The organism is Mycolicibacterium rhodesiae (assembly GCF_002086695.1).
Classification (GTDB): Bacteria; Actinomycetota; Actinomycetes; order Mycobacteriales; family Mycobacteriaceae; genus Mycobacterium; species Mycobacterium rhodesiae.
Genome location: NZ_MVIH01000001.1, coordinates 756269 through 776655, shown reverse-complemented (window position 1 = coordinate 776655; position 20387 = coordinate 756269). Strand labels below are relative to the sequence as shown.

Here is a 20387-nt window from a genome sequence, read left to right as displayed (position 1 = left end):
CGTCGTGGTAACGTCATTACCGTTATCGACCAATCAGACTCTCTGGAGGCGGACATGCCCTCGCGCGAGCTTCCCTATCCCGTGTTCGACGCCGACAATCACTTTTACGAGCCGAAAGAAGCGCTGACGCAATTCCTGCCGGACAACCGCAAGGGCGTCATCGACTACATCGACGTCCACGGCCGCACCAAGATCGTGGTCCGCAACACCATCAGCGACTACATCCCCAACCCCACCTTCGAGGTCGTCGCGCGCCCCGGCGCGCAGGAGGACTACTTCAAGCACGGCAGCGGGGGCAAGAGTTTCCGCGAGATCATGGGCAAGCCGATGAAGGCCATCCCCGCGTTCCGCAATCCCGAGGCACGCCTCGAGGTGCTCGACGGGCTGGGCCTGGACTACACGATCATGTTCCCGACCCTGGCCAGCCTGGTCGAAGAGCGGCTCAAGGACGACCCGGACCTGATCCTCGACATCATCCACGCGCTGAACCAGTGGATGTACGAGACGTGGCAGTTCAACTACGAAGGCCGGATCTTCTCCACCCCGGTCATCGATCTGGCCGTCGTCGACCGCGCCCTCGAAGAACTCGACTGGTGTCTGGAGCGTGGCGCCAAGACCGTGCTGGTGCGGCCCGCCCCGGTGCCCGGCTACCGCGGGACCCGCTCGCTGGGCCTTCCCGAGTTCGATCCGTTCTGGGACGCGTGCGTCAAGGCCGGCATCCCGGTGTGTATGCACGCCTCCGACAGTGGCTACGCCGCCTACCTCAACGACTGGGAACCTGCCGACGAGTTCCTGCCGTTCAAGCCGACGGCGTTCCGGATGGTGTCGATGGGCAAGCGGCCGATCGAAGACACCATGGCGGCGCTGGTGTGCCACGGTGCACTGACCCGCAACCCCGATCTGCGCATTCTGTCGATCGAAAACGGCGCGTCGTGGGTGCCTTACCTGTTCTACCAATTCCAAGACGTGTATTCGAAGATGCCGCAGGAGTTTCCCGAAGACCCGATCGAGGCGTTCAAGCGGGCCGTGTACGTGGCGCCGTTCTGGGAGGACGACTTCAAGAAGATGTCGGAGCTGTGCGGTGTCGACCGCATCATCTTCGGTTCGGACTGGCCGCATCCCGAGGGCCTCGCCGATCCGATCAACCTCGTCGACGACCTGCAAGCTCAGGGCCTGACTGAGGAAGAGCAGCGAAAGGTGATGGGCGGCAACCTGGTCGACCTGTTCAAGGTGCCCAACGTCTCGGTCCACAAGCCCGACGTACCTGCGCTTGTCATCGCATGACGGACGTCCACTCCCCCGAACAGATGTTGTTCGCGTCGACGACGCAGGCCTTCCTGGAGAAGGAGGCATCGCTGACCCGGGTGCGTGAACTGCACGCCGCGGACACCTCGTTCGACGGGCAGTGGTGGCAGCGGGCAGCCGAGCTCGGCTGGGCCAGTCTGCTGGTCCCCGAAGAGCTTGGCGGTGGCAGTGTTTCGGGCGATGGCGTGGCCGATCTGGCCTTGGTGGCCGAGCAGATCGGACACAGTGTGGCGCCCGGTCCGCTGCATCCGGTCAGTGTCGTGCTGGCGGGTCTGGTCGAGGCGCCGCAGGGACACGGTGACACCATCGACGCGCTGGTCTCCGGTGAACTGGTGGCGTCGTGGGCGGTCTACGAACCAGGCCTGCCGCAACTGCCGTTGCAGCCCGGTGTCACCGCGACTCGCACCGAGTCCGGTTACCGCATCGATGGGGTGAAGGACCGCGTCGAGGCGGGAGCCGAGGCCGGTGTCTTCCTGGTAGTGGCCGATCTCGACGGTAATCCGCGGCAGTTCCTCGTCCCAGCCGACCGCACCGAGGTCACCGAGCAACGTTGTGTGGACATGGTGAAGCGTTATGCCCGTGTGCAATTCGACGGTGTCGAGATCGACGACCATGCTGTCGTCGGCGATGCGGCGCAGACGCCGTCCATCATCGAGCGGCAGCGGCAGGTCGCGCTGGTGCTGCAGTGTGCCGAGATCGTCGGGATTCTGGACACCGTGCTGGCGATGACGACGCAGTGGATGTTCGACCGCCACAGTTTCGGCAGACCGCTGGCGTCCTATCAGGCGCTGAAGCATCGGCTCGCCGACATGAAAATGTGGTTCGAGGCGTGCCGGGCGACGACGGCGGGCGCGGTGGCTGCGGTGTCACAGCGCTCGGATGACGCCGCCCTCCTGGTCAGCGTCGCCAAAGCCTATGTGGCCGAACGGGCCCCGGTGATGCTGCAGGATTGCGTGCAGCTACACGGCGGTATCGGCGTCACCTGGGAACACGACCTGCACCTGTTCTTGCGCCGTACCGCGTTGTACCGCGCGCTGTACGGTTCGCCGGAGGAGCACCACCGCGCGGTGTACGCGTTGAGCGCCGACCGAAAGGAAGCTTCGGCATGACCGACACCGCGATCTCCACAGCCACTGAATCAGTCGCCGACTTTGCCGTCAGGGCGCGCGCCTGGCTGGCCGAGAACATGCCGACCATCGATCCCGACCATCCGCCATTCTCGGTGCGCGCCGAGCAAGCATCGTGGGATCACGCCAAGGAGCTCCAGAAGCGGTTGTACGCGGGCGGTTTCGCCGGGATCTGTTTTCCTCGGGAATACGGGGGCCTGGGGCTGGATCACGCGTACCAGAAGGCATTCGACGCCGAGTGCCGCGGCTACGAGATGCCGCTGATCCTCAATGTGCCGACGTTCACCATCTGTGCGGCCACCATATTGGATATGGGCACCGAAGCCCAGAAACGCGAACGCATTTCGGCGGCGATCCGCGGCGACGAGATCCTCTGCCAGCTGCTGAGCGAACCCAGCGGGGGCTCGGACCTGGCCGGCGTGATCACGCGTGCCGATCGGCGCGGTGACACGTGGGTGGTCAACGGCGCCAAGACTTGGAGCACCAGCGCCTTCGCCGCCGACTACGGCCTGATGCTGGCCAGGACCGACTGGACGGTGCCCAAACACGAGGGCCTGACCATGTTTCTGGTCCCCCTGGACTCCCCCGGCATCACGATGCGCCGGATCAAAGAGGTCAACGGCAACGAGGAATTCTGCGAAGAATTCTTCGACGGCCTGGAGCTCAGTGATGACGCCGTGGTCGGCGAGGTCAACAAGGGCTGGGAAGTGGCGTCCCGCCAGCTGTTTCACGAACGTCGGGCGGTGGGCGGCGGATCGGAGTTCGCCAGTGGCATCGGCGCGGAGAACGCCAGCGAAATGCCACCCGACCACATCGGCCTGATCGAGCGGACCGGGCAGGCAAACAACCCGGCCGCTCAGGAGCGCGCCGGGCGTGCCCTGGTGCGCCGGTGCGTCAAGGAGCAGCTGATCAACCACGTCGGGCGAGGGATCGGTGACGGCTCGCTTCCGCCCAACGCCGGCACCCTGATTCGACTGTTCCACGCCGAGACCACCGAACTCGAGGTCGACACGGCACTGGCGCTCGCCGGCACCGCTGGTGTCGTCGACGAAGGCGGGGACTTGTCCGAGCTGGCCGACATCGGGGTGCGGTATCTGTCGCGGCAGACCGGCTCACTGGGCGGCGGCAGCAGCGAGATGGCGCGCAACGTGATCGCCGAACGCATCCTGGGGTTCCCCCGTGAACCGGCCGCCGACAAGGGTGTGCCATTCAATCAGGTCAAGCGCGGCCGGACCTAGAAGAGCGTCGGCTGGGGCTCGGGCTGGGCGACCGGTTCGGGCGGGGTGACCGGAGTGAACAATCGGCGATCACCGCCGAGCTTGTATTTGGCGACCAGAGGTGCAGCCCTCTGCCGCAACATGTCTCGGTAATCGGCAGGCAGGTATGCCCCGCGCCGGTACAACTGCCGGTACGGCGCAACCAGTTCGGGATGTGAGCGCGCCAGCCAGCTCATGAACACTCCCCGCGTCGAGCTGCGCAGGTGCAGACCGAACACCGTCACGCCGGTGGCTCCGGCCTGGGCGATCTGCTTGAGCAGGCTGTCGAGATGCTCGGCCGAATCGGTCAGATAGGGCAGCACAGGTGCGACCATCACGTGGCAGTCCAGCCCGGCGTCACGCACAGCAGCGATCAGTGCGAGCCGCGCCTGCGGGGACGGTGTTCCCGGTTCGACGTCGTGGTGCAGATCGGGGTCGCCCACAGCGAGTGAGATCGCGACCGACACCGGAACCTGTTGCGCCGCAGCCGCGATCAGGTCCAGATCACGGCGCAGCAGGGTTCCCTTGGTCAAGATCGACATCGGCGTGCCCGAGTCGGCCAGCGCCGCGATGATGCCCGGCATCAGCCCATAACGACCCTCGGCGCGCTGATACGGGTCGGTGTTGGTGCCCAATGCCACGGTCTCCCGGCGCCAGGACCGCCTGCCCAGCTCCCGCCGCAGGACCTCCACGAGGTTGGTCTTCACCACGATCTCGCGATCGAAATCATCACCCGGATCGAATTCGAGGTACTCGTGCGTGGGCCTGGCGAAGCAGTACCGACAGGCGTGTGCGCAGCCGCGGTAGCCGTTGACCGTGTACGTGAACGGCAACATCGAGGCGGCGGGAATCTTGTTCAGCGCCGATTTACACAGCACCTCGTGGAATGTGATGCCCTCGAACTGCGGAGTGCGGACGCTCCTGACGAACCCGATGCGCTGCAAGCCGGGCAGTGCGCCGTCGTCGACAGCTATCCCCTGGCCGCTCCACCGCATCACTCTATTCGAACGCACGTTCGAGGATCTGTCAATGGGGACCGCGGGAGCGGACACCATGTCGCTTCACCGTGCCTGCGGCCGCGCGCTGGACATGGTGTGCGACCGCCGGGCCCACCCATTCACGAAGGAATCCCCGCAGTTCGTCTGGACCGCGCCGGGGGTGGCCTGGGTCGACGATGAACGACATCAGCACCCGCAACATGAATTCCACCAGACCGTCGAGGGTGGCGCTGTCGAAACCTGCTGCCGCCCAATCGACGTCGAAACGATCGACCATCAAGCGACCGAACGAGCGCGCCGCCTCCGATGTCACGGCGGCGAACACTTCGCCCGAACGCCGCGGCGTGAACACGATGCCGAGATACTTCTCGTGGGGCAGTTGATCCAGGGTGTGGGCGATCGCTTCGGTCACCGCTTCGGCCGGATCGCTGATGCCGGACACGTGCGCCGCCAGCGCCTTGAGGAAGGGCCGCGCCTCGGCGACGGCGGTTGCCATCAGCAGATCCTCGGTGCCAGGGAAATACCGGTAGACCGTCTGCCGCGTCACTCCGAGGTCGCGCGCGACATCGGCGATCCGAATGTCGGCCCCGCGCAGATCGATGGCGTTACGGGCGGCATCGAGGATCCGCTGCACCGCCTCCTCATCACTGCGGGGTGTCTGTCCGCCCCAGCCATGCGTTCTCACCAGCGCTGAATCGCGTCGGTCGCGGCGTCGTCCATGGCTCGACACAGTACCGACCGGTGCGAGTCAGCCGGCCACCTTGCTGCCGTACCAGTGCGTGACGTCGTCGCCGCGTTCGTAGCGTTCGAACCACTCGTCGGCGAATGCCGATATCCGTTCTCCACTCGGGTCGAAGAAGGGATTCTGACTTCGGATGAGCCCGAATATCGCCTTGAGCTTGTCCCTGCGGGCGACATCGGCGAACACGCCGGTGCGGGGTCGCGATCGACCGGTCCATTGCAGGGACCGGTGCAGCTGCACGGGCAGCGTGATCGATCGCGCGTCGATGACGCGATCAGCCTCTGGCACATGGGTATTGACGCCATCGGCATACAGCGGGATCAGTGTCCCGAAGAGGTGACGAAGCAGGCTGGGGACGACACGGAGCCGAAACCACGGCTTGTCGACGACAGCATCGAAGATCACCAGCGCCGAGCTTCGGTGCTCGACCTCCTCGACGATGTGCCACAGGAAAAGCGATGCCAGCCGGTCGTCACCCGCCCCGAACATCACGGCGTCGTTATCCAGCAGAAATCGGAATGAGGGGGTGAACATCGCCTCGAGATTGGCGATGTAGGCCAACCGGTAGGCCAACGACGTGGTCTGGGTCATCTCGTCGTAGCTGGCTTCGATTGCGTCGAACGTCTCCTGGAGCCCCGGGTAGAGCTTGACCAGGGCCGCCACGTGCTGACGGTGAGCGTTGGCGTGCTGGGCTTCTTGACGCAGGAACGCTTGCGCCTCGGTCGCCACGTCGCTGTCGGTGAACAGCGGCCCGGCCTCGCGCACGGCTTGCACGATCATCTTCTCGAAGCAGACCGCGACGAACGAGAACATGTTCATCGCATGGGAGAAGGCGGGATTCTCGGGTTGCCAGATGAAGTCCACGGGGTCGGAGAAATCGAACCGCATCCGTCGCACAGTCAGGTGTGTCATCGCCGACCTCCATCAGACCATACAGATTGTGAAAAAGTATGGTCTGTCTGCCGCGGGTCGTCAACACGCGGCGCAATACGGGTGCTACGCCCAGGACACCGTCGAGTAACGCCCTCCCGCTTCTCTTGAGGTCAACTGCGGAAGGAGAGCTCGTGACCAAGAAATTCCATCTGGGTTGGTTCCTCAACTTCGTCGCCGACGAATGGAACGGCAATTGGGGCGACGGAGGACGCGATTTCACCGGTGAGTTCTACGTGGAGATCGCCAGGGACCTCGAGCGCGCCAAATTCGACTACGTCTTGATCGAGGACAAGCTCATGGTCTCCACCGCCTATGGCGGTTCCATGGAGTTCGACCTCAAGCACGGCGTCAACCCTAAGCACGATCCGGTGCCGCTGGCCGTGCTGATCGCCAGTGCAACAAGCCATCTCGGAATCATCCCGACAATGTCGACAAGCTTCTATCCCCCATATCTGCTCGCCCGGCTGTGCAGCACCGTCGATCACATCGCACGCGGACGCTTCGGTTGGAACGTGGTCACCTCGGCCGAGGACCGGGCGGCGCAGAACTTCGGGATGGACAAGCTCTACGAACATGACGAGCGGTATGCGATGGCCAGCGAGTACCTCGAGGTAGTCACCAAGCTGTGGGAGTCGTGGGAGCCCGACGCCATCGAACGCGACCACATGACCGGGACCTACGCCAACTACAAGAAGGTCCACACCATCGACTTCGAGGGCAAGTACTACAAGAGCCGGGGGCCGCTCAACACCGCCCCGTCCCCGCAGTACCATCCGACCATCGCCCAAGCCGGCGCCTCGCCGCCGGGACGTGAATTGGCTGCCCAGCACGCTGACACCATCGTCGCGCCCGCCAACGGCGCCGAGGCGATGAAGGCCTACCGCGACGACATCCACGCCCGGATGAAGGCCAACGGGCGCGATCCCGCGGACTGCAAGGTGCTCTACCTGGTGTCGCCGATCGTCGCCGACACCCACGAGGAGGCGGTCGCCAAACGTGACCGGTGGTTCAACGACCCGCAGTACATCGAGTACATGCTGGCCGAGATCTCGTCGATCACCGAGATCGACTTCTCACAGTTCGACCTCGACGAGCCCGTACCCAGCGACGTGACGACCAACGGCGAGCGCGGCTCACTGGAGAGCTTCCTGGCCCGCGGCAAGGGAAAAACGTTGCGCCAGATCGTCACCGGTAGTGGACTGACCGCCAACATTCCGTTCATCGGCACACCGGAGTCGGTCGCGGAGGAGATGGGTGCATTGATGGACGAAGTGGGCGGCGACGGCTATCTGATCACCAGCCCGGTGATGCGTCTCAACCGGCGCTACGTCACCGAGATCACCGACGGACTGATCCCCGAGCTTCAGAAACTCGGGCTGACCCGCTCCGAATACACCACCACAATGCTGCGAGACACCCTGCGCGAGTTCTGACATGACGGTGATCGAAACGCTGGGCCACTCTGTGGAGACGGCAGTCACGGACCTACGCGAAGGGCGCATGGTCATCATCGTCGACGCGGACAATCCCAGCGACGACGGTGATCTGATGCTCGCCGCGTCGCACGCCACCACTGAACGAGTGGCGTTCATGATGCGCCACACCGGCGGAATTCTCTGCGTGCCGATGCCATCAACCGAACTCGACCGGCTGCGGTTGCCACCGATGGTCGCGCACAACGAGGATCCGCGGGGCGTCAGCTACGCGGTATCGGTCAACGCCCGCGACGGCGTCACCACCGGCATCTCGGCCGCTGACCGGGCCCGGACGATCTCGCTCCTGGCCGATCCCGCCACAAGCCATGCTGACCTGAGTCGGCCGGGGCAGGTGTTTCCCCTGCGCGCGGCGGACGGCGGCGTCCTGTGCCGCGCCGGGCACACCGAAGCCGCGGTCGATCTGGCACAGTTGGCCGGCCTACCCCCGGTCGCGGTGATCGGCGAGGTCATCGACGACGACGGGGTTGTGGTCCGCGGGCGGGCCATATGGGAGTTCGCCGAACGGCACGGTTTGACCGTCGTCACGATCGCAGACCTGATCACGTATCGGCGCCGCACCGAGCGGTTGGTCGAATTCAAGGCCGCCAGTCGGCTTCCCACGCGCCACGGCGTCTTCCAGGCGCACGGCTTCCGTTCGATACTGGACGGTCGCGAACACATCGCGCTGGTGATGGGCGATGTGGCAGGCAAGAAGCCGTCCCCGACTCTGGTTCGCGTCCACTCCGAGTGTGTGACGGGTGACGTTTTCGATTCCGGCGCCTGCGACTGCAGTCCCTGGCTGGAACAGGCGATGCAGACGATCGCCGCGGAAGGCCGCGGAGTGGTGGTCTATCTTCGCGGCCGAGCCGGCCAGCGCGGCTTTATGCCGCATGATCCCTCCGCCGATGTGCTGGACCCCAGGGAGTACGGACTGGGCGCCCAGATCCTGTCCGATCTCGGTGTGCGACGAATGGTGTTGCTGACCAACAATCCGGTCAAGCGAATCGGGCTGGACGCCTACGGTCTGACCATCTCAGGCACCGTGCGACTGAGTCCTGCCACCACGGGGGCACCCGAAATCTCTGCGGCAGAAGGTTGATGGCCTGCTGATGCGCTGCTCCGTCCCACGACGGTACGGTTCCCGGTGGTTCCTTCCGTTGATGGCCGCCGCCGGCGTGACGATGAGCCTGACCGCGCCCCTGGAAGTGCTGTTCATCAAGGCAAGTTCGGACAGCAGCGCATACATCGGAATTTTCATGCTCGCCGCCGGCCTCGGGGTGATCGTCGTCGACGTCTTCGGCACCCGCTTTGTCCCCGGGCTCGACGCCAGGGCCGCACTCACCGCGGGACTGACCATGTTCGCCGTGGCCACCATCGGGATGGGCGTGGCCGACGGCGGTGTGCTGTTGATGGCCTCGCGAATGCTGCAGGGTCTGGGCGGTGGCGTGGTACTCGGCGCCGGGCTTCAGGCGGCGGTGCGCGTGTACCCACGCGTCCAGACACTCTCTCCCGCAGGGCAATCCGATCCGACCATCGCCCGCTCATTGGCCCGCTTCAACGCAGCATTCCTGTTGGGCGGGGCCGTCGGGTCGCCGGGTGGCTTGCTTGTCGCCGGCATCATCGAGGGACCATTCGGGTATCAGATCGCGTTCGTCGCCGCCGGTGTGCTTGCCCTGCTGGTCGCCGCTGCGTTAGCGGTCGCGCTGCCGGCGTTGGCGGCCCCACCCGGCATCGGTCGACCCGCTGTCGGTCTGCCTCAGTTCACCCGGTCCCCCGGTGGCAGCGCAGCTCTCGTGCTGGCGATGGTCGGTGACTTCCTGCGAGGCGGGGTGCTGTTCACCGCACTACCTTTGGCCGGGGCGGTCCGTCACTACCCGATCAGTTCGATCGCTGTGGCGATCGCTCTGATGTCGGGAGCCGAGATCCTCGTCCTGCAGATCGCCTATCGAATCATCGGACGAGTGGGCGTGGTCGCGGTGTTGGTGACGTCGTTCCTCCTTGGCACGCTGTGCGCGGGCCTCCTCGCAATGGAGCCAAGCACGACAACATATTTCGTCGCTTCGACACTCTTCGGGATCAGCCTGGCCGGAGCCACCGCCAGCCTGCCGGTGCTCGTGGTCGCTCAGGTCGGTGAGTCATCCGCCGGGTTGGCGAAGTTCCGCATCTCGGCCGGCATCGGCATCCTCGCCGGGTCGGTGGGCTGCGCCGTGCTGGCTACGCAGCTCAGCATGCCGGTGCTTTTCCTGGTGATCGCGGCGATTCTGCTCGCCAGCGCACAATTGGCGCATTTTGTGGGAAAGCGCATCTCGACCACGTAACCCGCGCGAATCCGCGCTGCCAGCAACCGGTAACAAACTCCTGATCAAATATCCGCAAGGGACTTTGGACCCCGGCAATTGGGAATCTGGCCCACGGGAAGGGAACCCGAAAGGTGGCAACTCACGATCCGGCGATGTACGGGGCCTGTCGTGCGGGCGTACACCCGCATGGTCAGGTACGCCCCGAGGTCCTCTACCAACGTCAGCGGGCCAGTCCTGACCGGCTGAACAACTCGGCCCGACGCACCTACGATCTGCTTCGGTCCACCCTGGTCAATACCGGGCGCAGCATGCTGCTGGTGGAAAGCGAACTGACCGATGCGCTTTCGGCGAGCCGCAATACCGTGCGGACGGTGCTCCAGCAGCTGGCCCGGGAGGGCTTGGTCGTTCGTGAGCCCAAGAACGGCACACGAGGAACGGAAGCACTGCTCCTACCGATCGACGAATTGGCACCGGTGGCGTCCCGTCGGCTGGAGTGCCGATCGCTGGGGTGCCCGCCGATCGTCCGAGACCGCCTCCGCCTTCCCGCGGGGTGGACGGTGTTGATGATCGAAAGCCTGATGTTCAAAGGAGGTCTACCACTGGGAATTTCGGTGAATTACATCGCACTTCCCGAGGGCACGTCCGTCGACTTCGACGACTCCGACGTCATCCTGATTCTGGAGCAGAAACTGGGCGTCCAGATCGGTGGCAGCCAGTGCACCGTCGGAGCCGTGGCCGCCGATGAGCAGAGCGCAGAGCTGATCGACGTGAAGGTGGGCGCGCCGCTGATCTGGCTGGAGGATGTCATCGAAGACAACACCGGACAACCGCGGGCACTATCGCAATTGCGGTTACGCGGCGACCGAGTCGCCTTCTCCGCCACCGCACGCCGGCCTTCCTAGCGCCAGCCGATTCAGATATCGGCGCCCGAACACGGTAGTGGCGGTCAACGCCACCAAACCCGTCAACGCCGATACCAGCATGGCCTGCTGCGGGCCCAGCACGCTGGACGTGACGCCCAAGATCACCATTCCGGTAGGCAGTGCGGCCCCGATCGTCGTGCTGAGCAGTCCCAGTGCGGCGGTTCGTTCGTGCCCGTCGACCGCTGCGACCGGCAGGGTCGCCTGGGTGGAGCCGAACATCGCCTGTCCGATCCCGGCAACGCCCAGCGCGGCCAGTGTCACGCCCAGCCATGGTGAGGCTGCGACGATACCGAGGCAACACAGGCACAGGGCGACCCCGCCGACGTAGGCCGGCCACGGTCGCCGTATCGGCCGCACCACCAAGCCGCAGGCGATCACCAGTTGCGCCACCCCGGCCGCGGCACCGATCAGCCCGGCCATCGCGGCACCGGCGTTGAGGTGCTCGGCGATCACCGGAACCAGTGGCAGGAAGGCGAAGTAGCACAGGTTGCAGATCACGGTGACGAACAAGACCAGCGCGAGTGTGGGCGATCGGGACAGCAGGTGCCAATCGGTGCCCCGCCGCGCAGGCACCGCGGTCAGCGCCGGCATCGGATATTCCGGCAGGTGCCGTGTCGATATCCAGAACAGCACCACCGAACCCGCCAGCAGCATGGCGGGAATCAGGAATGCCGCGCCGAGGCCGAACACCGAGATCGAGAGCCCGCCCAGTAACGGCCCGAGCATCATGGCGGCAGCCATGCTCGTCACTTCGATGTTGAGCACCCGAGCCGCACCCAGCGGCCCGCCGACCCGGAACAGCAATTCTCGCTGCGCAGTCATGTTCACCATGCCGCCGAAACCGTATGCCAACTCGAACGGGTACACCATCCACAACGGCACCGCTCCGCTGGATACGAACACCGCCATCCCGAACGCGACCGGAAGCAGCAGCACTTGGGTCGCCAAAACCATTGTCCGAGGCTCGATGTCGAATCGTGTCGAGATGTAGGCTCCCACCACCATCGGCGCGAACATCGCTACACCCACGATCTGGTTGGCGATCGGCGGGGCGCCGAGGTGCGTCACCAGATACGTACCCAGGAACAGTCCGTTCCACCGGGTCAGGTGCCACATCCACGAACTCACGAGCAGGGATGGCACCAAGTTCTACAACGCCACCCTCGGGTCGGCCAGCGACTGCAGCAAGTCGATGACGATGTTGGTCACCACATAGAGCACACCCACCACCAGGGTGACCCCCGCGATGGCGTTGAAGTCGGCTTTGTCGATGGCCCTGGAGATGTACAGCCCGATTCCCGGCCTGGCGAAGATCAACTCCACGAGGATGCAATTGCCCACCATCACCGCGAGCTGTAACCCCAACAGCGCCAACACCGGCCCGACGGAGTTACGCAGCGAATGCACCACGAGAACTCGACTCTCCGACAATCCTATTGAGCGCGCGGTTCGGGTGTGATCGGCTCGCATCGTTGCCTCCAGGCTGCTGCGCAACACCCGGCCCACCGCAACCGCCGGTGTCAGCGCAAGGCAGAATGCCGGCAGAACCAGATGGTAGAGATCGTCGGCGAAGATGTCCGGGCGTCCGGCCAGCAGGCTGTCGATCAGCAGGAAATGCGTTGGCCCCGTCGGCGCATCAACGAAGGCGGTCTGGCCGGTGACGGGCAGGATGTTCAGCCAACGATAGAAGACCAACATCCCGAGCAGACAGGCCAAGAAGACCGGCACTGAGGCGCCGGACACCATGACCACCCGCAGCACCCCGGATCCGCGCCAGCCCTGCGCCGTGACAAGCCCCAGCAGAAAGCCGATCACGACGGTGAAGATCATCGCGACGAACAACAGTTCCAGCGTCACCGGTAAGAAGCTGATGAGGTCCGATAGCACCGGCGTTCGGGTGACCGTCGACTGGCCGAGGTCGCCGGTGGCCGCGTTGGTCAGGTAATTCCAAAACTGCACCGGCAGAGGCTGATCGAGCCCCAGTTTGTGGCGGGCTGCCGCATACACCTCTGGTGATGCCTTCGCACCGACCAGCGCGGCGATCGGGTCGACCGGCGCCAGCTTCTGCAGCGAGAACACCGCCAGCACAAGCAGAATCAACACCGGGACCGCACCGAGGAGCCGCCTGGGCAGAACCGCCAGCATCAGCGGTCCCGGATTCGGTCACGGATGGCGTCACCGGCGAAATTGGCCACCACCGCAATGATCGCCACGCCGACGGCGGGCATGATCGGAATCCACCACGCACTGAAGATATAGGTGACGCCTTGTGCACTCATCGAGCCGAGTTCCGGCGCGGGCTGCGGAGCGCCGAGTCCCAAGAAGGACAATCCCGCCACGATCAAGACCAGCGCGGCGATGTCCAGACTCGCCGTGACGATCGTCGCCGGAATCGCACCGGGCAGCAGGTGCCGATACATCAACCGCCACCGGCCGATACCGCCTACCCGGGCCGCCTCCATATGAGGTGACGCACGGAGCCTGCGTACCTCCGCTCGCACGATGCGGGTGTACAGCGGCCACCACACGATGGCAACGCCGATCAATGTGTGGGTGTAGGACCGGCCGAGCGCGGCGACGACGCAAAGCGCCAGGATGGGTCCGGGCAGCGCGAGGAACGCGTCGGTCACCCGCATCAGCACCGTATCGACCCAGCCACCGCACGCGCCGGCGACCAAGCCGACAAGACCCCCGAAGACCGCACCGAAGGCACCCACCACCAGTGCACCCAACCAACTGGACTGCATGCCGACCAGGACTCGGCTGAGGATGTCGCGTCCGACCGTGTCGGTGCCCAGCGGGTTGGCCGCGCTCGGTGGCGCCATCGGCTGGCCCACCACCGCCAGCGGATCGTAGGGCACCAGGTGGCCCGCGAACGCGGCGAGGACGAACATCGCGGCCAATCCGCCGAAGGCGACGTAGTTGGCCACCGAGGTGCCCTGAAAGTACTGCCGAACCCCCAGTCCGAACCGGCTGCCGTACCGCACCAGTGGTGTCGCTACGTAGTATTCGGCGACTGCCATGGAAATCTCCTCGCTCTTGTCGGGCCGGTGCTGATCAGAATTCGCGCAGCGTCTCGCGCAGGGTGGATGTGGTGTAGGACGTACGTGTCAGGCCCAGTCGCTGCAGTTCGGGTACCAGGCCGTCGGTGATCGAGGAGATGTAGTTGCGATTGAGGTCCCAGCCGGGCTTCATGATCAAGAACCCGTCGCCCCCGATCTCTTCCATCGCCTCCCCCATCTTGCGCGCCACCTGCTCGGGTGTTCCGATGAACTCCACTCCGGTGGTGGCCCAGTCGACGGCCAGCTGGCGCAGCGTCTTGGGCCCGGGCGTGCCGTCACCGCGCATGAAATGCTCGAGGGAGCCCCGTTCACCGTTGGTGGTCAACCCTTCTGGTAGCGGTTCGTCCCAATCGAACTGCTTGAAATCGATCTCGGTGTTCGACGCGATGCTGACGAGTTGTTTCTCGACGTAGCTCCGCGTCGAGGTGAGTCGCTCGATCTCGGCCCGAGCCTCCGCCTCGGTAGGCGCAACAACCGGCGACACGCAGAACATCAATTTGATCTCGTCGGGATCACGCCCAGCTTCGGCTGCTCGCTTGCGAATGTCGTTGCGGTACTCTCGCATTCCCTCGACTCCGGTTCCGACCGCGACGATCGCGTCGGCGGCGCGGGAGGCGAAGGCGCGGCCGCGCGGGGATGCACCGGCCTGCAGAATCGTCGGCTTGTGCTGCGGGGAGGGCACGGTGTTGAGCGGGCCCCGGGACCTGAAGTACTTGCCGACGAAGTCGACGGTACGGACTTTCTTATAGTCGGCGTAGGTGTGCGTCTCACGATCCATCACGACGGCGTCGGCATCCCAGGAATCCCAGAGCTGACAGACGAGGTCGTAGTACTCGTCGGCGACGTTGTAACGCTCGTCGTGTTCCGGCAGGAAATCCAGACCGAAGTTCTGCGCCGCCCGGTCCTCGGCCGAGGAGACGATGTTCCAGCCGAATCGGCCTTCGGAGATCGAGTCGACGGTGGACGCCAGCCGGGCCAGCAGGTACGGGGGGTAGAACGACGTCGACATCGTAGCAACCACACCAAGTTTGGAGGTGTTGGCCGCAATCAGCACCGCCAGTGGAACCGGATCATGTTTCGGGGCGAAGATCGAATTCTTCAGAGCGCCTTCCATGGTGCCGCCATAGGCGTCGGCGACCATCACGGTGTCCTCGATCATGATGAAGTCGAAGCATGCGCGTTCCATGCTGCGGGCCATGTCGACGTAGAACCGGCCATTGGGCCAGTTACCCACGTCGGGAGACGACCACCGGGTATCCCATTCGGGCGGAATGAAGTTCATGAACCAACCGAGATGAAACTTGCTCGTCATCGCCAATTCCTTTCGACCTCTCTATCTGACACCGCGTCCATCTCGCCGGTGAAAAACTGGTGTCGCCAACGCATTACGCCAGCAGTCGTTCCTCGAGCTGGCCGTTGGCCAGTAGGCAGGCCGCCATGTGTCTACTGGTCCCGTCGATCGACAACAACTGTGGTGATCGGACGGCACAGGTCTCGATCCGCTCTGGACAGCGCGGATGGAAAGCGCATCCAGACGGAACCGCCAACGGACTCGCGGGTTCCCCTGCCAGCCGCACCGGTACGCCGCCCGGCGACGGCACGGCTGCCAAGAGTGCCTTGGTGTAGGGATGTTTCGGGTTGTTGATCAGATCCTCGGTCGGCGCTACCTCGACGATCTGTCCGAGGTACATCACGGCGATACGATCCGAAATGAACCGCGCCGCAGCCAGATCGTGGGTGACGAACATGACCGCCATTCCGAGTTCGCGGCGCAGGTCCTGCAGCAGATTCAACACCGATGCCGCCAGCGACGCGTCCAGTGCCGAGGTCGGCTCGTCGCACAGCAACAGCCGCGGCGGAACGATGATGGCGCGTGCCAGCGCGACCCGCTGGCGCTGACCACCCGAGAGGCTGCCTGCCTTGATGACGGCGACGTCCGGTGGCAGCCCGACTTGCCGCAGCACCTTTTCCACCCGCTCGCGGCGCTCAGCGCGGCCGGTGGTCTTCAGCAGCCGTTCGCCGACGAGTTCACCGACGGTCATCCACGGTGTCAGGGACGCGCCCGCGTCCTGGAACACCACCTGAGGTCGGTTACCGGTGTGTTCGACGCTGCCGCCGTCGGGTTCGAGCAGCCCGGCGACCACCCGCAGCAGCGTGGACTTGCCAGAACCGGATTCGCCGACCACGCCGATCGACTCCCCGGGAGCCACTTCGAGGATGACATGGCGTAACGCGTGCAGGGGATCGCGCTTCATGAGACCGCGGCTCACCCCGAACCGTTTATCGACTCCGTTGATCTGCAGGACCGGGCGGTCTTCGCCGACCGGCGCCATCGGCGCAAACTCACGCGCCTCTTCGCGTGAATGCGCTGTGGCGGTGGCATTCTCGACAATGCAGGAGACCTGCCCTGGATGAGTGCGGGCCGGCACCGGCTCGGGCAGTGTCTGCGAACACGCGTCGGTCACCGCCGGGCAGCGCGGCGAGAAGGCGCACCCGGCGGGGTGGTTGCGCGGATCCGGTGGTTGGCCCGGCAACGCCGCGATGGCTTGTCCGAGCGGGAGATCGAGGTCGAGCCGAGAATTCAGCAGGCCCAGGGTGTACGGGTGTGACGGCGCAGCCAGCACCTGTTCCATCGAGCCGAATTCGGCGAGTCTGCCGCCGTACATCACCGCAACCCTGTCACAGATCTGGGAGGCGACACCGATGTCGTGGGTAACGACGATGAACGACGTGCCCAGCTCGTTGCACAAGTCTCGCAGCAGGGCGAGCACCTGCGCTTGAACCGTGACATCGAGTGCGGTGGTGGGCTCGTCGGCGATCACCAGGTCGGGCTTGCCTGCCACGGCCATCGCGATCATCACCCGTTGTCGGAGGCCGCCCGACAACTCGTGGGGATACGCCTTCATCCGTCGCGCCGGATCGGGGACGCCGACGAGATCCAGCAGCCGCCGCGCTTCAGCCGAATCCCCTGCGGCCTCGGTGATCTGCCTGCCCACCCGCATCGTCGGGTCGAGCGAAGTCATCGGGTCCTGGAACACCGCCCCAAGGTGGGCTTTGCGGACCTGACGACGTTGCTCGGGGTTCGCCGCAACCATGTCGACACCGCATACTTCGGCGCGGCCGGTCACGATCGGTTCGGGGTCGCCGGCCAAGAGCCCGAGTAGGGCCAGTCCCATCACGCTCTTGCCCGAGCCCGACTCTCCCACCAGAGCCAGCACTTCCCCGGGTAGAACATCCAGGCTGAGCCCCCGCAATGCGTGCACGTTCACCCCGCGACGCTGAAAAGTGACGTGTAGATCGCGCACTCGGGCCCGCGGCTCGATCGCCGCAACGGACAGAGGGGAAGAATCGCTCATAACTGCGCCCTTGATATCGGTGAATCTCGACCGGTGGTGGAGCTACGAGCGCAGCCGCCGTGGGCCGCTCGGGCATGCTCTGAGCAAACCTGCACTGAGTGACACGTTCACGACGTGGGCGTGTCGATCACATTGCGCCGATACCGCTACGCCGAATGCCGTGGCGCAATGCAAGCTTTACCGGTCCGAAGGTCACCTGAAATAACAGCTGGCTTGACTCATGTTGTGACTGTTGTTGTCGTAGGAAACCCCAAGCCGATGTCGAGGACCCGGGCTGCCGCCGAGATGGTGGCCCGGAAGCTGACCGGCGTTGCGCCGCAGCATGTTATCGATGTCGTCGACCTCGGCCCCGGCCTGCTCGGCTGGGGTGACCCGGCAGTCGCCGCGGCGAAGGAGATCGTCAAATCCGCCGACTCGCTGGTGGTCGCGTCTCCCACGTTCAAGGCCACCTACACCGGGTTGCTGAAGCTGTTTCTGGACCAGTTCGGACAGGGTGAGCTGAACGGCATCACCACCTATCCACTGATGCTTGGTGCATCTCAGATCCATGCGCTGGCACCGGAACTGACACTACGGCCGGTGCTCGTCGAGATCGGGGCGAGCTGCCCGGCTCCCGCCCTGTACCTGCTGGACTCCGAGTATGAGACATCGGCGGATCTCGACAAGTGGCTGGGCCTGGCTCGGCGCTTCGTGCCGCAGGTCTCGTCATGATCACCGCGGTCGACGGCCGGTTCGATACGGCGCTGCTACGTCAGGCGTTCGGGTGTTTCCCCAGCGGAGTCACGGCCTTCTGCGGAGTGCGGGACGGTTCGCCGGAGGGCATGGCGGCCAGCTCGTTCACCACCGTTTCCCTTGACCCACCACTTGTGTCGGTGTGCGTGGCCAACACCTCGTCGACATGGCCGAAACTAGCTGCTCTACAACGTCTTGGCCTGTCGGTATTGGCCGACGAGCACGCACCGGTCGCCCGCTCGCTGGCGTCCAAGTCCGCTGATCGGTTTCAGGGCGTCGACTGGACGGCCACTGAGAGCGGGGCGGTGTTTGTGCACGGCGCCACGCTCTGGCTGGAGTGTGCCCCGTTCAAGCGGATCGAGGCCGGCGACCACGAGATCGTGGTGCTGCAGATCACCGCATTGGCGATGTATCCCGATGTCTCACCGATCGTCTTCCACCGCAGTGGCTTTCGCGAGCTTCTGCCCGGGGCCTGACCCGATCACGCCCGCTTGAGCGACTGAGGCCAGAAGATCGGGGCGTAGAAAGAATTATCCTCGATCCCCGTCACGTACTGGTGGGCGATGGTGGAGTTCGGCGCCAAGCAAAGTGGGATCCAGATCGCATCGTCGAGAATGATCTTGCTGCACTGCTGATAGGTCGCCTGAGTCTCCTCCGGCGTCTGCGCCTGGACCGCCTTATCCATCAGTGTGTCCAGCTCGGGGTTCGAGTACTGGTAGAAGTTGAGCGGTTTGGCACCGGTACGCGCCAGGATGCGGAACGTGGTATCCAGATGCAGCGCGTCCCCGCCGAGGAAACTCACCATCATGTCCGGCCGCTTCTCGGGCGGCTGGTTGGCCAGGTCGAACTGTTCGGACACCGGAATCGTCCGCACTGTGACATCGAATCCATAAGCCGCAAGCTGCGTTTGGATGAGTTCGGTCATCTGTTGGCGGGGCGCACCACCGTCGGCGCTCCATGCCAGGTCGATCTTCTTCGACGGCAACGAGGGCACCAGGGCCTTCAACGCCGAGCCGTCGACCTGGATCGGGAAGGGTGCCAGCGTCGAGGAGAAGGTCTGGTCCGGCCACATGCCTTTCTGCACGCTGGTGAGACCACCCCATGCGGCTTGCACCACCGATTCACGATCCAACGCGGTGAGCATCGCCTGACGCAGAGCCTTGTTGCTGAATATCCCCGAGGTCGGGTTCAACCAGATCGCCTCGCCCACGCCGCCGAATGAGTTGACCACATTGAACGAGCCGTTCTTCTGGTAAGCCAGCACATCGGGGATCGCGAAACCCTTGGTCACCAGATCGAAAGCGCCTGAGTCGAGTTGCAACTTCTGGGTCGCGACACTCGGCGTGATGTCGATTCGAAGGGTCTTGAACGTCGGCTTGGTACCCCAGTAATCGGGAAAGGCCTCGAGAAGGTAGTGGCTGCCCGCCACGAACTCCTTGAATATGTATGGCCCGGTGCCCGCGTCGTTGGTCTTCAGCCACTCCTGGGCCAAATCGTCACCGATCGCGTTCTTGGCCACGGCGGTGGGGCTGACCGCGAACGGCTGCCACGGACACGCCAGGTAGTGAATGAAGGCGTTGTTGCGTTCCTTGAGGGTGACGACGAACGTGGTGGGGTCGGGAGCGTCGGTCGTCACCACGCCGGCCACCATGTAGGCCGGTCCTTGGTCCACCTTGGCCCGTCGCTCGAAGCTTTTCACCCACGACGCCGCATCGGCCGGCGTCCCGTCGTGGAACGTCACCCCGGGTTGCAGGGTGAAGGTGTAGGTCAGCTGGTCAGGCGATACGGTCCAGGACTTGGCCAGGTGCGGGATGATCGTGGATGAGCCCGGCTGATAGCGAACCAAACCTTCGTACGCCGACTCCATCACCTGCACCCCCTCGCCCTCGTACATGATGTCGGGGTCGGGCACCTGCATGTCGGCCAGGAACGGCATCCGCAGATTCAGAGTTCCAGCGTTGCCGGGCCCGTTGCCTGCGCCACACGCCGCCAGCCAGGACGCCAGCCCCAACCCACCGATCGTGGCACCACTCGCTTTGAGGAAGGTGCGGCGGTTCCAATCCGGGCCTGCGATGCGCGGCGAGGATTGAGTGGTGTCGTTCATGAATGCCTCCTGCTCGGCCAGTTCGTGGACCCGATCGCACGGCATTCCTTGGCGTGCTCGTCGTATTGAGTTGA

At 64.7% G+C, this 20387-nt stretch carries 18 protein-coding genes; 9 read left to right on the top strand and 9 right to left on the bottom strand.

What is annotated here, in order from left to right; all coding sequences use genetic code 11:
* Window positions 1-54 precede the first annotated feature (54 nt).
* Genes BST42_RS03755 through BST42_RS03745 form a run of 3 tightly spaced genes read left to right on the top strand, consistent with a single transcriptional unit; the run spans window position 55 to window position 3670 of the window.
* The gene (locus BST42_RS03755; protein ID WP_083117150.1) at window positions 55-1284 is read left to right on the top strand and encodes an amidohydrolase family protein; all 1230 of its coding nucleotides are present in this window, start codon (window positions 55-57) and stop codon (window positions 1282-1284) included.
* Complete coding sequence (locus tag BST42_RS03750) at window positions 1281-2414, top strand: acyl-CoA dehydrogenase family protein (RefSeq protein ID WP_083117149.1); 1134 nt, start codon at window positions 1281-1283, stop codon at window positions 2412-2414. The genes BST42_RS03755 and BST42_RS03750 overlap by 4 nt, the downstream gene beginning before the upstream one ends.
* A complete protein-coding gene (locus BST42_RS03745; RefSeq protein ID WP_083117148.1) occupies window positions 2411-3670 on the top strand; it encodes an acyl-CoA dehydrogenase family protein in 1260 nt (419 codons plus the stop codon). Before BST42_RS03750 ends, BST42_RS03745 begins: the two co-directional genes overlap by 4 nt.
* Here BST42_RS03745 and BST42_RS03740 read toward each other — a convergent pair.
* The 3 genes from BST42_RS03740 to BST42_RS03730 all read right to left on the bottom strand — a co-directional run bounded on the left by BST42_RS03740 (window position 3667) and on the right by BST42_RS03730 (window position 6340).
* Window positions 3667-4683, bottom strand: coding sequence for an Rv2578c family radical SAM protein (locus BST42_RS03740; RefSeq protein ID WP_083117147.1), 1017 nt, complete (start codon window positions 4681-4683; stop codon window positions 3667-3669). The two genes, BST42_RS03745 and BST42_RS03740, sit on opposite strands and share 4 nt — an antisense overlap.
* A 31-nt stretch (window positions 4684-4714) precedes the next feature.
* A complete protein-coding gene (locus tag BST42_RS03735; protein ID WP_083117146.1) occupies window positions 4715-5371 on the bottom strand; it encodes a TetR/AcrR family transcriptional regulator in 657 nt (218 codons plus the stop codon).
* 63 nt (window positions 5372-5434) lie between these two features.
* Window positions 5435-6340 (bottom strand): metal-dependent hydrolase, encoded by a 906-nt coding sequence (locus tag BST42_RS03730; protein ID WP_083117145.1) that lies wholly within the window; start codon window positions 6338-6340, stop codon window positions 5435-5437.
* Window positions 6341-6492: 152 nt separating this feature from the next.
* On the opposite strand from BST42_RS03730, the gene BST42_RS03725 reads away from it, so the two are divergent.
* The 4 genes from BST42_RS03725 (at window position 6493) to BST42_RS03710 (ending at window position 11038) form a co-directional block, all read left to right on the top strand.
* Window positions 6493-7794 (top strand): NtaA/DmoA family FMN-dependent monooxygenase, encoded by a 1302-nt coding sequence (locus BST42_RS03725; protein ID WP_083117144.1) that lies wholly within the window; start codon window positions 6493-6495, stop codon window positions 7792-7794.
* A gap of 1 nt (window position 7795) precedes the next feature.
* Window positions 7796-8935, top strand: coding sequence for a 3,4-dihydroxy-2-butanone-4-phosphate synthase (ribB, locus tag BST42_RS03720; RefSeq protein WP_083117143.1), 1140 nt, complete (start codon window positions 7796-7798; stop codon window positions 8933-8935).
* A 61-nt stretch (window positions 8936-8996) separates the two neighbouring features.
* Window positions 8997-10154, top strand: coding sequence for an MFS transporter (locus tag BST42_RS03715; protein WP_083117142.1), 1158 nt, complete (start codon window positions 8997-8999; stop codon window positions 10152-10154).
* A 113-nt stretch (window positions 10155-10267) separates the two neighbouring features.
* The gene (locus BST42_RS03710; protein WP_237159190.1) at window positions 10268-11038 is read left to right on the top strand and encodes a GntR family transcriptional regulator; all 771 of its coding nucleotides are present in this window, start codon (window positions 10268-10270) and stop codon (window positions 11036-11038) included.
* Here BST42_RS03710 and BST42_RS03705 read toward each other — a convergent pair.
* From BST42_RS03705 to BST42_RS03685, 5 genes are all read right to left on the bottom strand, one after another.
* Entirely contained in the window at window positions 10988-12187 is a 1200-nt protein-coding gene (locus tag BST42_RS03705) for an MFS transporter (RefSeq protein ID WP_133057408.1), read from the bottom strand. The two genes, BST42_RS03710 and BST42_RS03705, sit on opposite strands and share 51 nt — an antisense overlap.
* Before the next feature lie 21 nt (window positions 12188-12208).
* A complete protein-coding gene (locus tag BST42_RS03700) occupies window positions 12209-13204 on the bottom strand; it encodes an ABC transporter permease (RefSeq protein WP_083117140.1) in 996 nt (331 codons plus the stop codon).
* Window positions 13204-14082 (bottom strand): ABC transporter permease, encoded by an 879-nt coding sequence (locus BST42_RS03695; protein ID WP_083117139.1) that lies wholly within the window; start codon window positions 14080-14082, stop codon window positions 13204-13206. The genes BST42_RS03700 and BST42_RS03695 overlap by 1 nt, the downstream gene beginning before the upstream one ends.
* Before the next feature lie 34 nt (window positions 14083-14116).
* A complete protein-coding gene (locus BST42_RS03690) occupies window positions 14117-15433 on the bottom strand; it encodes an NtaA/DmoA family FMN-dependent monooxygenase (RefSeq protein ID WP_083117138.1) in 1317 nt (438 codons plus the stop codon).
* 73 nt (window positions 15434-15506) lie between these two features.
* Window positions 15507-17477, bottom strand: coding sequence for a dipeptide ABC transporter ATP-binding protein (locus BST42_RS03685; RefSeq protein WP_083117137.1), 1971 nt, complete (start codon window positions 17475-17477; stop codon window positions 15507-15509).
* Between the two features lie 225 nt (window positions 17478-17702).
* On the opposite strand from BST42_RS03685, the gene BST42_RS03680 reads away from it, so the two are divergent.
* Together BST42_RS03680 and BST42_RS03675 are read left to right on the top strand one after the other, a co-directional pair.
* Entirely contained in the window at window positions 17703-18188 is a 486-nt protein-coding gene (locus tag BST42_RS03680) for an NADPH-dependent FMN reductase (RefSeq protein ID WP_110918439.1), read from the top strand.
* Window positions 18185-18685, top strand: coding sequence for a flavin reductase family protein (locus BST42_RS03675; protein WP_110918438.1), 501 nt, complete (start codon window positions 18185-18187; stop codon window positions 18683-18685). The genes BST42_RS03680 and BST42_RS03675 overlap by 4 nt, the downstream gene beginning before the upstream one ends.
* Window positions 18686-18690: 5 nt before the next feature.
* Here the strand turns inward: BST42_RS03675 and BST42_RS03670 are convergent, their stop codons facing one another.
* The gene (locus BST42_RS03670) at window positions 18691-20313 is read right to left on the bottom strand and encodes an ABC transporter substrate-binding protein (protein WP_083117290.1); all 1623 of its coding nucleotides are present in this window, start codon (window positions 20311-20313) and stop codon (window positions 18691-18693) included.
* Between the last annotated feature and the right edge of the window lie 74 nt (window positions 20314-20387).

Excerpts from the sequence above, each read along its gene's own strand:
- BST42_RS03695 (WP_083117139.1), bottom strand. The coding sequence starts at position 14,082 with ATGGCAGTCGCCGAATACTACGTAGCGACACCACTGGTGCGGTACGGC.
- BST42_RS03745 (WP_083117148.1), top strand. The coding sequence starts at position 2,411 with ATGACCGACACCGCGATCTCCACAGCCACTGAATCAGTCGCCGACTTT.
- BST42_RS03675 (WP_110918438.1), top strand. The coding sequence starts at position 18,185 with ATGATCACCGCGGTCGACGGCCGGTTCGATACGGCGCTGCTACGTCAG.
- BST42_RS03750 (WP_083117149.1), top strand. The coding sequence starts at position 1,281 with ATGACGGACGTCCACTCCCCCGAACAGATGTTGTTCGCGTCGACGACG.
- BST42_RS03730 (WP_083117145.1), bottom strand. The coding sequence starts at position 6,340 with ATGACACACCTGACTGTGCGACGGATGCGGTTCGATTTCTCCGACCCC.
- BST42_RS03715 (WP_083117142.1), top strand. The coding sequence starts at position 8,997 with ATGGCCGCCGCCGGCGTGACGATGAGCCTGACCGCGCCCCTGGAAGTG.
- BST42_RS03690 (WP_083117138.1), bottom strand. The coding sequence starts at position 15,433 with ATGACGAGCAAGTTTCATCTCGGTTGGTTCATGAACTTCATTCCGCCC.
- BST42_RS03755 (WP_083117150.1), top strand. The coding sequence starts at position 55 with ATGCCCTCGCGCGAGCTTCCCTATCCCGTGTTCGACGCCGACAATCAC.
- BST42_RS03685 (WP_083117137.1), bottom strand. The coding sequence starts at position 17,477 with ATGAGCGATTCTTCCCCTCTGTCCGTTGCGGCGATCGAGCCGCGGGCC.
- BST42_RS03700 (WP_083117140.1), bottom strand. The coding sequence starts at position 13,204 with ATGCTGGCGGTTCTGCCCAGGCGGCTCCTCGGTGCGGTCCCGGTGTTG.
- BST42_RS03670 (WP_083117290.1), bottom strand. The coding sequence starts at position 20,313 with ATGAACGACACCACTCAATCCTCGCCGCGCATCGCAGGCCCGGATTGG.
- BST42_RS03740 (WP_083117147.1), bottom strand. The coding sequence starts at position 4,683 with ATGCGGTGGAGCGGCCAGGGGATAGCTGTCGACGACGGCGCACTGCCC.
- ribB (WP_083117143.1), top strand. The coding sequence starts at position 7,796 with ATGACGGTGATCGAAACGCTGGGCCACTCTGTGGAGACGGCAGTCACG.